At 66.2% G+C, this 12,947-nt stretch carries 12 protein-coding genes; 6 read left to right on the top strand and 6 right to left on the bottom strand.

What is annotated here, in order from left to right:
- The first annotated feature begins 61 nt into the window (after positions 1 to 61).
- The 6 genes from JX552_RS24815 (at position 62) to JX552_RS32720 (ending at position 4,685) form a co-directional block, all read left to right on the top strand.
- The gene (locus JX552_RS24815; RefSeq protein ID WP_205874465.1) at positions 62 to 793 is read left to right on the top strand and encodes a lytic transglycosylase domain-containing protein; all 732 of its coding nucleotides are present in this window, start codon (positions 62 to 64) and stop codon (positions 791 to 793) included.
- A gap of 52 nt (positions 794 to 845) precedes the next feature.
- The gene (gene eno, locus JX552_RS24810; RefSeq protein ID WP_205874464.1) at positions 846 to 2,135 is read left to right on the top strand and encodes a phosphopyruvate hydratase; all 1,290 of its coding nucleotides are present in this window, start codon (positions 846 to 848) and stop codon (positions 2,133 to 2,135) included.
- A gap of 1 nt (position 2,136) precedes the next feature.
- Positions 2,137 to 2,811 (top strand): FtsB family cell division protein, encoded by a 675-nt coding sequence (locus JX552_RS24805; RefSeq protein WP_241010715.1) that lies wholly within the window; start codon positions 2,137 to 2,139, stop codon positions 2,809 to 2,811.
- Positions 2,804 to 3,295, top strand: a complete 492-nt coding sequence (locus JX552_RS24800; protein WP_205874463.1) for a DUF501 domain-containing protein — start codon at positions 2,804 to 2,806, stop codon at positions 3,293 to 3,295. Before JX552_RS24805 ends, JX552_RS24800 begins: the two co-directional genes overlap by 8 nt.
- Positions 3,286 to 4,236 (top strand): Ppx/GppA phosphatase family protein, encoded by a 951-nt coding sequence (locus JX552_RS24795; protein WP_205874462.1) that lies wholly within the window; start codon positions 3,286 to 3,288, stop codon positions 4,234 to 4,236. The genes JX552_RS24800 and JX552_RS24795 overlap by 10 nt, the downstream gene beginning before the upstream one ends.
- Positions 4,237 to 4,355: 119 nt before the next feature.
- A complete protein-coding gene (locus JX552_RS32720; protein WP_241010714.1) occupies positions 4,356 to 4,685 on the top strand; it encodes a hypothetical protein in 330 nt (109 codons plus the stop codon).
- A 140-nt stretch (positions 4,686 to 4,825) separates the two neighbouring features.
- On the opposite strand, the gene JX552_RS24790 is transcribed toward JX552_RS32720, so the two are convergent.
- Genes JX552_RS24790 through JX552_RS24765 form a run of 6 tightly spaced genes read right to left on the bottom strand, consistent with a single transcriptional unit; the run spans position 4,826 to position 12,785 of the window.
- Complete coding sequence (locus tag JX552_RS24790) at positions 4,826 to 5,506, bottom strand: response regulator (RefSeq protein ID WP_205874461.1); 681 nt, start codon at positions 5,504 to 5,506, stop codon at positions 4,826 to 4,828.
- The gene (locus JX552_RS24785; protein ID WP_205874460.1) at positions 5,503 to 8,052 is read right to left on the bottom strand and encodes a sensor histidine kinase; all 2,550 of its coding nucleotides are present in this window, start codon (positions 8,050 to 8,052) and stop codon (positions 5,503 to 5,505) included. Before JX552_RS24785 ends, JX552_RS24790 begins: the two co-directional genes overlap by 4 nt.
- A 12-nt stretch (positions 8,053 to 8,064) precedes the next feature.
- Positions 8,065 to 8,919, bottom strand: a complete 855-nt coding sequence (locus JX552_RS24780) for a potassium-transporting ATPase subunit C (RefSeq protein ID WP_205874459.1) — start codon at positions 8,917 to 8,919, stop codon at positions 8,065 to 8,067.
- Position 8,920: 1 nt separating this feature from the next.
- Positions 8,921 to 11,026, bottom strand: coding sequence for a potassium-transporting ATPase subunit KdpB (gene kdpB, locus JX552_RS24775; protein ID WP_205874458.1), 2,106 nt, complete (start codon positions 11,024 to 11,026; stop codon positions 8,921 to 8,923).
- Entirely contained in the window at positions 11,026 to 12,696 is a 1,671-nt protein-coding gene (kdpA, locus tag JX552_RS24770; protein ID WP_205874457.1) for a potassium-transporting ATPase subunit KdpA, read from the bottom strand. Before kdpA ends, kdpB begins: the two co-directional genes overlap by 1 nt.
- Positions 12,696 to 12,785 carry a potassium-transporting ATPase subunit F gene (locus JX552_RS24765; protein ID WP_205874456.1) on the bottom strand — a complete coding sequence of 30 codons (90 nt, stop codon included), beginning with the start codon at positions 12,783 to 12,785 and terminating at the stop codon, positions 12,696 to 12,698. The genes kdpA and JX552_RS24765 overlap by 1 nt, the downstream gene beginning before the upstream one ends.
- Positions 12,786 to 12,947 lie beyond the last annotated feature (162 nt).

The following is a 12,947-nucleotide window of genomic DNA, read 5'->3' as shown; positions in this document are numbered from 1 at the left end:
GACGATGTTGAGGGCCGAAAAGGGTGAGGCGCCCCGATAGGGAGATCGACAGGGAGAGTTTGTGTCGCCAAGACGTTGGTTGCGCGCGGTCGCCGTGATAGGGGCGACCGCGATGCTGTTGGCGTCAAGTTGCACCTGGCAGCTCAGTCTGTTCATCCCGGAGGGAGTGCCGCCGCCGGCGGGGGATCCGGTGCCGCCGGTCGACACGCATGCCGTCGGTCGTCCCGCCGATCAGTTGCGCGAGTGGGCCGAGGCGCGGGCACCGGCGATGGAGATGCCGGTCCTCGCGCTGGAGGCCTACGCCTACGCCGCCCGCGTTGCCGAAGTGGAGAACCCGAAATGCCACATCGCCTGGACGACGCTGGCGGGCATCGGGCAGGTGGAGAGCCATAACGGCACGTACCGCGGTGCGACGATACTGCCTAACGGCGACGTCCGGCCCCCTATCCGGGGTGTGCTGCTCGACGGCAGCGGCGGCAATCTGCGCATCGTGGACAACGGCGCCGGCCTGCTGGACGGTGACAACGGCGTGGAGCGCGCGATGGGGCCGATGCAGTTCATCTCCGAAACCTGGCGTCTGTACGGGGTGGACGCCAACAACGACGGCAAGGCCAGCCCGGACAACATCGACGATGCCGCACTCTCGGCCGCTGGTTATTTGTGTTGGCGCGGAAAGGATCTCTCCACCGCGCGCGGCTGGATCAATGCGTTGCGCGCATACAACAACTCCGGGGTGTATGCGCGGGCGGTGCGAGACTGGGCGACCGCCTATGCGGCGGGTCACCCGCTGTAGAAAGATGTACCGCCGGGGGCCGCAACAGAGCCAGAGCGCAAAGGAGAACCCAGTGCCGATTATCGAGCAGGTCGGAGCCCGCGAGATCCTTGACTCCCGCGGCAACCCGACCGTCGAGGTCGAGGTCGCGCTGATCGACGGAACATTTGCCCGCGCCGCGGTGCCGTCGGGCGCATCGACCGGCGAGCACGAGGCGGTTGAGCTGCGCGACGGCGGTGACCGGTATGGCGGCAAAGGCGTGAAGAAGGCCGTTCAGGCGGTGCTGGACGAGATCGGACCGGCAGTCATCGGGCTCAACGCCGACGACCAGCGGCTGGTCGACCAGGCGCTGGTCGACCTCGATGGCACGCCGGACAAGTCGCGCCTGGGGGCCAACGCGATTCTCGGCATCTCCCTGGCGGTTGCCAAGGCGGCGGCGGATAGCGCCGCTCTGCCGCTGTTTCGGTACCTGGGCGGACCGAACGCCCACATTCTGCCGGTGCCCATGATGAATATCGTCAACGGTGGCGCGCACGCCGATACCGGTGTCGACGTCCAGGAATTCATGGTGGCTCCGATCGGCGCCCCGAGCTTCAGCGAGTCGTTGCGCTGGGGGGCTGAGGTGTATCACGCGCTGAAGTCGGTGCTGAAGAAGGAAGGGCTGTCCACCGGCTTGGGTGACGAGGGTGGCTTCGCGCCGGACGTGGCCGGCACCACCGCGGCGCTCGATCTGATCAGCCGGGCCATCGAGTCGGCCGGCTTCAAGCTCGGTGTGGACGTCGCCCTGGCGCTCGACGTCGCGGCCACCGAGTTCTACACCGCGGGCACCGGATACAGCTTCGAGGGCTCGACCCGCACCGCCGACGAGATGACGGAGTTCTACGCCGGCCTGCTCAACGCCTACCCGCTGGTGTCCATCGAAGACCCGCTGTCCGAAGACGATTGGGACGGCTGGGCCGCTCTCACGGCCGGCATCGGTGACCGGGTGCAGATCGTCGGAGACGACCTGTTCGTCACCAATCCCGAGCGGCTCGAAGAGGGGATCGAGCGAGGCGTGGCAAATGCATTGCTGGTCAAGGTGAATCAGATCGGCACGCTGACCGAGACGCTGGACGCGGTCGCCCTGGCGCACCACAGCGGATACCGCACGATGATGAGCCACCGCAGCGGCGAGACCGAGGACACCACCATCGCGGACCTGGCGGTGGCCGTCGGCAGCGGCCAGATCAAGACCGGCGCGCCGGCCCGCAGCGAACGGGTCGCCAAGTACAACCAGCTGTTGCGGATCGAAGAGGCGCTGGGTGATGCGGCCCGCTACGCCGGTGATCTGGCGTTCCCACGGTACGCGGTGGACCCCAAGTAGCTTGTCTCCCAAGCCCGATCCGAAACGGCGATCCCCGGCCTCCCGGCCGGGGAAGCCGGGTGATTCGGCTCGGGCGCGTCGCTCCGCCGGGCCGGCGAAGCCGTTCGCAAAGCCTGTGTCCAAGCCCGCACAGAAGGCTCCCGACGCAACCCGGTCCACCGGCTCGTTACACGAGCATGTTGTGGATCCCATCAAGCGGTCTTTCACCGAATCCGTTGAACAGCGGTCGGATCAGCGGCTGGGGTTCACCGCTCGGCGTGCCGCGATCCTCGCCGCGGTGGTCTGTGTGCTTACGCTGACGATCGCCGGGCCGGTGCGCACGTATTTTGCGCAGCGCACCGAGATGGCCCAATTGACCGCGACCGAGGCCGCGCTGCGCCGCCAGATCGCCGAGTTGGAGCAGCGCAAGGGTCAGCTGGCTGACCCGGCTTACGTCGCGGCGCAGGCGCGCGAACGTCTCGGATTCGTCAAGCCCGGAGACATTCCGTTCCAGGTCCAGCTTCCGCCCGGGGCGGTGGCGGCTCCACAGCCCGGTGCGGAGGTGGGTGGTGCGGCCAAGAACGAGCCTTGGTATACGTCCTTGTGGCACACGATCGCCGACGCGCCGCACCTGCCACCCGGGGCCGGCCCGGCGCCCGAGCAGGCCCAACCCAACCCGCCGTCCCCCGGTGGTTGATCCCGCCGACCAGGAGGCCGTGGCGCGCCAGCTGGGTCGCGAGCCTCGTGGTGTGCTCGAAATCGCCTACCGATGCTTGGACGGTGAACCGGGGGTGGTGAAGACCGCGCCGAAACTTCCTGACGGGACACCGTTTCCGACGCTGTACTATCTGACGCACCCGCTACTCACGGCCGCGGCGAGCCGGCTGGAGACGACCGGTCTGATGCGCGACATGACCGAAAGGTTGCGCTGTGATCCGGATTTGGCCGCCGCGTATCGTCGGGCACATGAGTCTTATCTTGCCGAGCGGGACGCTATCGAACCGTTGGGTACCACATTCTCGGGCGGCGGCATGCCGGACCGGGTCAAGTGCCTGCACGTGCTGATTGCGCATTCACTGGCCAAGGGTCGGGGGGTGAATCCGTTCGGTGACGAGGCGCTGGCGCTGCTGGCCGCGGAGTCCGGCGCGGCAGCTGCTCTGATTGGGAGGCAATGGCTTTGACGCGACTCGCCGCTATCGACTGCGGTACCAACTCGATCCGGTTGCTGATCGCCGACGTCGAGGGTCAACTGCTTCGCGATGTACACCGGGAGATGCGCATCGTCCGGTTGGGTCAGGGCGTGGATGCGACAGGTGAGTTCGCCCCCGAGGCGATCGCCCGAACGCGTGCGGCGCTGGTTGACTATGCGGGACTTCTTCGCCTGCATGATGTCGAGCGGGTGCGAATGGTGGCCACCTCGGCGACACGGGACGCGGCCAATCGCGACGTCTTCTTCGCGATGACAGCCGACGTGCTGGGCGAGGTGATTCCTGGTTCCGTTGCCGAGGTGATCACCGGTGACGAGGAGGCTGCGCTGTCTTTTCGTGGTGCGGTCCGCGAGCTGGACGAAGCGGGTGGGCCGTTCGTCGTGGTCGACCTGGGGGGTGGGTCTACGGAGATTGTGCTGGGTAATTCCGCCGACGCGATCGTGGCGGGTTACTCGGCCGACATCGGTTGTGTGCGCTTGACGGAGCGGTGTCTGCATTCGGATCCGCCTTCATCGGAGGAAGTGGCGGCCGCGCGCGACGTGGTGCGTGCGCGGCTCGACGTCGCCTGGCGCGAGGTGCCGGTTGCTGGGGCCAGGACCTGGGTCGGGCTGGCGGGGACGATGACGACATTGTCGGCGCTGGCGCACGGATTGACCCGCTATGACGCTGCGGCGATTCATCTTTCGCGGGTGCCGCTTGACGATCTGGTGGCGGTGTGCGACGGACTGATCTGGATGACCCGGGCGGAGCGGGCCGCGCTGGGTCCGATGCATGAGGGCCGCGTCGACGTCATCGGTGGTGGAGCGATCGTGGTGCAGGAATTGGCACGTGAATTGCGTTCGCGGGCAGGAATTTCCGAGTTGATCGTCAGTGAGCACGACATCCTGGACGGGATCGTGTTGTCGATCGCCTAGTCACTCTCGTCACTTCAGCCTCTGGAAATCTTGGGTGTCCGGCTGCCCGCCTCCTAGCGACAATTTGCGCATGCACAGACTGAAGTGCGCGCGCCGTGCCGACATGCGACGGTGCCCCAATGGCCCCCGCCTTATGTCTCCGCGGAACCGAACTCCGATACGTGCTCACCTGGCAGCTGGCGTTGCACGGACCGGCAACCATTGCCGAAATGATCGACGCATTGGAGTGGCACGGCTTCTGCGTGAAAGGCAGAGCGTCGAAAGTCATTTCGGATGCGCTGCGATGGGAAATCAGGCGGGGCCGGGTTCGTCGGCTCGGCCGGGGCAAATACGGCCCTGCGGGCATGCCACGGTCTACCGAATACCGCATCCACCAACGGGTCTTGGTGCTGCGGGATAGAGCTCGGTTGTCGCGCAAAGGCGGACAAACAGGCAGGCATCTTTTCTAGGGGCTGAGGTGACCCGCTAGCCATGGGCTGAAGTGACCCATGCGATCGGAACGAAAACGCCACCGCGCGGCGCGAGTTGTCGCTCGAAGGCGGGCAACCGGACACCCAACTTTTCCAGAGGCTGAAGTGACAAGAGTGACTCAAACCTCGAAGCGGTAGCCCATGCCCGATTCGGTCAGCAGATGCCGGGGATGTGACGGGTCGTCCTCGAGCTTGCGCCGCAGCTGCGCCAGATACACACGAAGGTAGTGGGTTTCGGTCGCATACCCCGGCCCCCACACCTCCTTCAGCAGCTCCTCGCGACCGACCAGTTTGCCTCGATTGCGAGCGAGCACCTCGAGCATTCCCCACTCGGTCGGCGTCAGGTGCACCTCGGCGCCGGCCTTGGTGACCTTCTTGGCCGCCAGATCGATGGTGAAGGCATCGGTTTCGATGACTGGCTGGTCGGTCTCGGAGGCCGCCGTGTTGCGGCGCACCGCCGCCCGCAGCCGGGCCAGAAACTCGTCCATCCCAAAGGGCTTCGTTACGTAGTCGTCGGCGCCGGCATCCAACGCCTGGACTTTGTCCGCTGAATCGCTGCGCGCCGACAGCACGATCACCGGGGCGGACAGCCAGCCGCGTAGGCCCGCCAATACGTCGATCCCCGAGATGTCCGGCAGCCCGAGGTCCAGGATCACCACCTCGGGCGGATGCTCGGCAGCTGCTCGCAATGCCCCAGCCCCGGTCGAGGCGGTGATCACCTCGTACCCTCGCACGCTCAGGTTGATCTTCAGAGCCCGCAGGATGTGCGGCTCGTCGTCGATCACCAGCACCCTGGTCATGTTGCGCTCAGATCCACCACAACGGTGAGGCCGCCGCCGGGGGTGTCACCGGCCGCGATCGTCCCACCCATGGCCTCGACGAAGCCGCGTGCCACCGACATGCCCAGGCCCACGCCCGTGGTGTTGTCGTGATCGCCGAGGCGCTGAAACGCTTCGAAGATCTGATCCTCGGCCCCGTGCGGGATGCCCGGCCCCTCGTCGATGACGTTGATCAGCACCCGATCACCCACTCGACCCGCATTCACCCGCACCACGCAGTCGGGCGCGTAACGCAGCGCGTTGTCGATCAGGTTGGCCAACACCCGTTCGAGCAACCCGACGTCGGCCATCACCACCGCGTCGCCGACATCGACCTTCACCCGGTCGATCGCGGACCGGAAGAACCCGGTGGCGCCTGTGCCGATACTGACCAGCGCGCGCTGCACCACTTCCTCCAGATACACCCGGTGCAATTCCGGATGTATGACACCGGCGGCCAACCGCGACGAATCGAGCAGGTTGCCCACCAAAGCGGTCAGCGAGTCGATGGACTCCTCAATGGTGGCCAACAGTTCGGCGGTGTCCTCGGGCGAGAACGCGACGTCGCCGGCGCGCAGGCTGGACACGGAAACTTTGGCTGCCGCCAACGGGGTTCGCAGATCGTGGCTGACCGCTGACAGCAGCGAGCGACGCAGCTCGTCGGCTCGCACGATCGCTTCGGTGCGGCTGGCTTCGTCGGCGAGTTCGCGCTGCTTGATCAGCCCCGCCGCCTGCGTGGCCACCGCGTGCAGCACCCGGCGATCCCGCGCAGCCAGTCGTCGCCCACCCAACAGCATCCAGAACTCGTCGTCGCCCACCTCGATCGCGGTGTCAGCGGAATCGACTGTGGCACAGGCATCCTTGCCCACGGACGCGACGACAGCCCGTCGGGTGCGCCCATCGACGGTGTCTTCACGCAGCATGCTCACCGCACGCTGCGAGTAGGTCTCACGCACCCGCTCCAGCAGCGTTTCCAGGTCTGCGCCGCGCAACACCGAGCCGGCGAACAGCGTGAGCAGTTCGGCCTCCTGGGAGGCGCGGCGCGCCTCGCGCGAGCGTTTGGCCGCCCCATCGACCAGCACCGCGACGGCCACCGCGATCAGCAGTAACACGACCTCGGTGACGGCGGCAGATGGCTCGGCGATGGTGAAGGTGTGCCGCGGGGCGGTCAGGAAGTAGTTCAACAACAGGCTGGACAGCACCCCCGACAGCACGGCGGGGCCGACGCCGCCGAACAACGCCACCACCAGCACTCCGACGAAGAACAGCGCGCTCGCGCCGCTGGTGTCCAGGTACCGGTCCAGCCATGCCAGGGTGCCACCGCAGATCAGGGACGGCACCAGGACGGCCGCCAGCCAGGACGCGACTCGGCGCTCCCGCGGTGAGATCGAGGCGGTGCGAACTCCGCGCCTGGACTCCTCATGGGTGACCATGTGCACGTCGATCTTGCCGGAATGCTCGACGATGGCCGGACCGATTCCCTCGTCGAAGATGCGCGCCCATCGCGGTCGTCGGGAGGTGCCGACCACCAGCTGGGTCGCGTTCATCTCGCGGGCGAAATCCAGCAGAGCGCCGGGCACGTCGTCGCCCACTACGGTATGCAGAGAGGCGTCCAGGCTGTTGGCCAGCTCGCGAATCTTGGCCATCCGGGTCTCGGACAGGCCGGCCAGCCCGTCCCCACGCACCACATGGACCACCATCAACTCGGCGGTGGACTTCGACGCGATTCGAGACGCTCTGCGCACCAACGTCTCTGACTCCCGTCCACCGGTGACGGCCACCACGACGCGCTCCCGGGCTTCCCACATCGCGGTGATCTTGTTTTCCGCACGGTATTTCGCCAGCGCGGTGTCGACTTGGTCGGCCAGCCACAGCAACGCCAATTCCCGCAGCGCAGTCAGGTTTCCGCGGCGGAAATAGTTGGACAACGCGGCATCGATCCGTTCCGGCGCATAGACGTTGCCGTGAGAAAGCCTGCGCTGCAGCGCTTCGGGGGTGATGTCTATCAGTTCGACCTGGGACGCCTGCCGGACGATCGAGTCGGGAATCGTCTCCTTCTGCTCGATTCCGGTGATCTGGGCAACGACGTCGTTCAGGCTCTCCAGATGTTGGATGTTCACCGTGGAGATCACCGTGATGCCGGCGTCCAGCAGCTCTTCGACGTCCTGCCAGCGCTTGGCGTTCTTGCTGCCCGGGGTGTTGGTGTGGGCGAGTTCGTCGACCAACACGACCTGTGGACGGCGGGCCAACACCGCCGGCACGTCGAGTTCGGCGAAGCTGCCGCCCCGGTATTCGATGAAGCGCGGCGGAATGGTCTTGATCCCGGCAAGCAGCTCAGCGGTTTTCGCCCGACCGTGGGTTTCGATGACGGCGGCTACGACGTCGGTGCCGCGCTGCAGACGCCGATGGGCTTCACCGAGCATCGCGTAGGTCTTACCGACGCCTGGGGCCGCACCGAGATAGATGCGTAGCTCACCGCGCTTGGTACGGTGCTCGCTAAGGCTGACGTCGGTCACGTCAACCATCATCCCTCCGTGACCCTAGCCGGTGACCGGGTATCGGCGGTCGAGTTGCAGGTTGAGCAGCAAGACGTTGACGCACGGTTCCCCGAAGAACCCGAGCGCCCGGCCAGTGCGGAACTGCGCCAGCACATCCCGCACCTGGTCCGGGCTGACGCGACGGGCCCGCGCCACCCGTGCCACCTGGAGGTCCGCGTAGGCGACCGAGATGTTCGGGTCCAGTCCACTGCCACTGGCGGTTACAGCGTCGGCAGGCACCACGGGGTTGGCCGGCGCGGCGCCGCGGATCGGCACCCTTTGGCCGATTGAGTAGTCTTCGCCGTCTTTGGCGCACTCCACCCGGACTCCCTGGTAGCTGACCAGGAAGGGCGCCGCCGTCGTCTGGCACGGCTCGTTGACGCTGACCACCCGGGTGGGGTGGGTAACCGCGCCGCGGGCATCGCGCGGGCCGATCACCGCCAGCACGGCTCCGACGCCGCCGTCGGTGCAGAAAGGACGTGAGCCGTCCACTCGCTCCAGCTTGCCCACCGCCACGCTGCGCGAGCACACCTGATTGAGCAGGCTCATGTTCTCCGGTCCAAGATTGCTCGCGCCCGTCGACAGTGGTTCATACCCGTTGCCGGCCGCCGACGGCCGGCTCTGGAAGTACTGCGGCAGCGGGTTGCCGGCGGCGTCGGTGAACAGTTGACCGACCAGCCGACTACCCACCGGCTTGCCCCCCACGGTGACGATCGACCCTTCGGCCTTGTCATGCAGTCCGGGGATCTGCGCCACCAGCCAGATGAACAGCGGATAGACCAGGCCGAGGAGCACCGTGAGCACCACAAGTGCCCGGCAGGCGGCCCAGTGGATGCGGAGAAAACTGGAGAACGTCATGTCAGGACATCCCGGGGACGAATTGGACGATCAGATCGATCAGCTTGATTCCGAAGAACGGGGCGACGATGCCTCCCAGTCCGTAGACATAGAGGTTGCGGCTCAACAGCTTTGACGCGCTGCTCGGCGTATACCGCACCCCCCGCAGCGACAACGGGATCAGCAACACGATGATGATCGCGTTGAAGATCACCGCGGACAGGATCGCCGATTGCGGGCTGTGCAGCCGCATCACGTTCAGCAGATCCAGGCCGGGGTACAGGGTGACGAACATCGCCGGGATGATCGCGAAGTACTTAGCGATGTCGTTGGCGATGGAGAACGTGGTCAACGCGCCGCGGGTGATCAACAACTGCTTGCCGATTTCGACGATCTCGATCAGCTTGGTGGGATCGGAATCGAGATCGACCATGTTGCCGGCCTCTTTGGCGGCCGACGTCCCGGTGTTCATCGCCACACCCACATCGGCCTGAGCCAACGCCGGCGCGTCGTTGGTGCCGTCACCGGTCATCGCGACCAGCTTGCCGCCCTCCTGCTCCCGCTTGATCAATGCAAGCTTGTCTTCGGGTGTGGCTTCGGCGAGGAAGTCGTCGACCCCGGCCTCATCGGCAATCGCTTTGGCAGTCAACGGGTTATCGCCGGTGATCATCACGGTGCGAATGCCCATCCGGCGCATCTCGTCGAACCGCTCCCGCATACCCTGCTTGACGACGTCCTTGAGATGGATCACGCCGAGCACCGCAGCCGTGCCGCCGCGGCTTTCCCCGACCACCAGCGGGGTGCCGCCACCGGCCGAGACGCCGTCGACGATCACCCCGAGCTGGCTGGGCACCTGACCGCCCTGGTCGCGTACCCATTCCGCCACCGAACTGGCCGCGCCCTTGCGCAACTGGTGGTCGTCGACGTCGACGCCGGACATGCGCGTCGCGGCAGAGAACGTCACCCACTGGGCGTGGGCGAGTTCGCCGGGAGTGCGTGCGCGTAATCCGAAGTGCTCCTTGGCGAAGACGACGACCGAGCGTCCTTCCGGTGTCTCATCGGCCAGGCTGGACAGCTGCGCGGCGTCGGCCAGTTCCTCCGCCGAGACTCCGTCGACCGGGATGAAGGCGGCCGCCTGCCGGTTACCCAGGGTGATGGTGCCGGTCTTGTCCAGCAGCAGGGTGTTGACGTCGCCGGCGGCCTCGACCGCGCGTCCGGACATCGCCAGCACGTTGCGCTGCACCAGCCGGTCCATGCCCGCGATACCGATGGCCGACAGCAACGCGCCGATCGTGGTGGGGATCAGGCACACCAGCAGCGACACCATCACGATGCCGGTGACGCCACTTCCGTTGAGCGCCTGAGTGTCCGGGACACCGGGGTTGCTCGTCTTGGAGTAGATCGCCAACGGTTGCAGGGTGGCGACGGCGAAGATGAAGATGATCGTCAGCGCGGCCAGCAGTATGTTGAGCGCGATCTCGTTGGGTGTCTTCTGCCGGTTGGCGCCCTCGACGAGCGCGATCATCCGGTCGATGAAGCTTTCGCCGGGCTTCTGGGTGATTTTCACGATGATCTGATCGCTCAGTACGGTGGTGCCGCCGGTGACCGCCGAGCGGTCGCCGCCGGACTCCCGGATCACCGGTGCCGACTCACCCGTGATCGCCGACTCGTCCACTGAGGCAATGCCTTCCACGACATCGCCGTCGCCCGGGATCACCTGCCCGGCCTCGACCACGACGATGTCGCCCTGTTGCAGCAGTGGAGCGGCCACTTCTTCCTCGACCAGTGGCCGGCCGGGTGCCCAGCCGGTCAGCCGTCGCGCCATGGTCTGGGTCTTGGCTTTGCGCAGCGTCTCGGCCTGCGCCTTGCCGCGGCCTTCGGCCACCGCCTCGGCGAGGTTGGCGAACACCACCGTCAGCCAGAGCCACGCCACAATCAACCAGGCGAACCAGGTGGGGCTGGCGATGGCCAGCATGGTCGCCCAGACGGCGCCGATCTCGACGATGAACATGACCGGGTTGCGCCACAGCGTGCGCGGGTCGAGTTTGGTCAGTGCCTGCGGTGTCGACTTCCACAGCATCGCCGGGTCGAGCATGCCGCCCGGTAGCGCCTTGGTGGTCGCGCTCATCAGTGAATTCCTTCAGCGAGGGGCCCCAGCGCCAGCATGGGCAGGAAGGTGAGGGCCACGAGGATCAAGGTGACGCCGGCGACCATGCCGACGAACTGTGGCCGATGGGTGGGCAGGGTGCCCACCGACTCGGGCGTGGCACCCTGTTTGGCCAGTGATCCGGCCAGGGCGAGCACCAGGATGATGGGCACGAATCGGCCGAAGAGCATGGCCAGTCCGAGAGCGGTGTTGTACCAGTCGGTGTTGACGCTGAGCCCGGCGAAGGCCGACCCGTTGTTGTTGGCCGCGGAGGTGAACGCGTACAGAATCTCCGAAACTCCGTGCGGCCCGCCGTTGAGCATGCCGGCGCGTTCGCCCGGCAACGCCATGGCGATCGCGGTGCCGGTCAGCACGATCAACGGCGTCACCAGGAAATAGCTTGCCGCCAGCTTGATTTCGCGCGGATTGATCTTCTTGCCGAGGTATTCGGGGGTGCGGCCCACCATCAGACCGGCGACGAAGACGGTGATCAACGCGAGGATCAGCATTCCGTACAGACCCGAACCGGTGCCGCCCGGAGCGACCTCGCCGAGCTGCATGTCCAGCATCGTCATCATCCCGCCGAGGCTGGTGTAGGAGTCGTGGAAGGAGTCGACGGCGCCGGTGGAGGTGAGCGTGGTGGCATCGGCGAAGACGGCCGAGTCCGCGACGCCGAAGCGCTGCTCGACGCCCTCGGTAGCCGCGCTCACCGCGGTCGGCACGGTGCCGTGGTGCTGCAACTGGAACACCATCAGCAACGTGACGCTGATGACTGCCAGCGTCACCATGACCGCGACGATCGCATAACCCTGCTTGGTGTTGCCCACCATGCGCCCGAACGTGCGCGGCAGCGAGAAGCTGATCACCAGCATCAGAAAGATTTCCAGCCAGTTCGTCCACGCGGTGGGGTTCTCGAACGGGTGCGCGGAGTTCGCGTTGTAGAAGCCGCCGCCGTTGGTGCCCAGCTCTTTGATGACTTCCTGGCTGGCCACCGGACCGCCGGTGATCGTCTGCTGGGCACCGGCCAGGGTGGTGACGACCTGGTCGTGCAGGTGGAAATTCTGGATCGCCCCACCCGCGATGAGCACGATGGCACCGACGACGGCGATGGGGAGCAGAATGCGCACCGTTCCGCGCACCAGATCCACCCAGAAGTTGCCCAGCTCGCCGGTGCGCTTACGCGCAAATCCGCGCACCAGCGCGACTGCCACGGCCATGCCCACGGCCGCCGAGACGAAGTTCTGAACTGTCAGGCCGGCCAGTTGAACCAGGTGGCCCTGCGTCGATTCGCCGGAGTAGGCCTGCCAGTTGGTGTTGGTGACGAAGCTGACCGCGGTGTTCCACGCCAGCCCCGGCGTCATTTTGGTGGCCGGGTCGTGCAGGTGTAAGGGCAAGCCGCCCTGCACAAGCTGCAGAGCGAACAGGAACAGGATGCTGACCGCGGAAAACGCCAATACGCTGCGCGTGTAGGCGCCCCACGTCTGCTGCGAGCGGGCGTCGACGCCGATCAGTCGGTAGATCAGCGACTCGGCCCGTGAGTCCTTCTCCGCGGAGTAGACCCGGTACATGTAGTCCCCCAACGGCACGTGCACCAGCGCCAGCGCCGCGACGAGAAAGGCGAGGAAGACGATTCCCGCTGTTGTTGTGCTCATTAGAACCGCTCCGGAAACAGCAGCGCGCATACCACAAACACAGCAAGGATGCCGGCCAGCAACAGGCCGACGATGTTCTGGTAGTTCACAACCGCTCGACCAACTTCTGCACCATGCCCAGTACGGCGAATACCGCCAGCGTGAGCACGGTAAATGCCAGCACACCCATCATGTCTCCGTTCGGCGCGGCCCCGCGTTCGAATCTGCCTCGTCGAGTCGGCTCCAGGGAGCACTCGGAGGCAAGGCCAGCC

The organism is Mycobacterium gordonae (genome assembly GCF_017086405.1).
Lineage (GTDB): Bacteria > Actinomycetota > Actinomycetes > Mycobacteriales > Mycobacteriaceae > Mycobacterium > Mycobacterium gordonae_D.
This window is presented reverse-complemented; position numbering and strand designations above follow the sequence as displayed.

Excerpts from the sequence above, each read along its gene's own strand:
- JX552_RS32720 (WP_241010714.1), top strand. The coding sequence starts at position 4,356 with ATGGCCCCCGCCTTATGTCTCCGCGGAACCGAACTCCGATACGTGCTC.
- JX552_RS24790 (WP_205874461.1), bottom strand. The coding sequence starts at position 5,506 with ATGACCAGGGTGCTGGTGATCGACGACGAGCCGCACATCCTGCGGGCT.
- kdpB (WP_205874458.1), bottom strand. The coding sequence starts at position 11,026 with ATGAGCGCGACCACCAAGGCGCTACCGGGCGGCATGCTCGACCCGGCG.
- JX552_RS24780 (WP_205874459.1), bottom strand. The coding sequence starts at position 8,919 with ATGACGTTCTCCAGTTTTCTCCGCATCCACTGGGCCGCCTGCCGGGCA.
- kdpA (WP_205874457.1), bottom strand. The coding sequence starts at position 12,696 with ATGAGCACAACAACAGCGGGAATCGTCTTCCTCGCCTTTCTCGTCGCG.
- JX552_RS24785 (WP_205874460.1), bottom strand. The coding sequence starts at position 8,052 with ATGATGGTTGACGTGACCGACGTCAGCCTTAGCGAGCACCGTACCAAG.
- JX552_RS24795 (WP_205874462.1), top strand. The coding sequence starts at position 3,286 with ATGGCTTTGACGCGACTCGCCGCTATCGACTGCGGTACCAACTCGATC.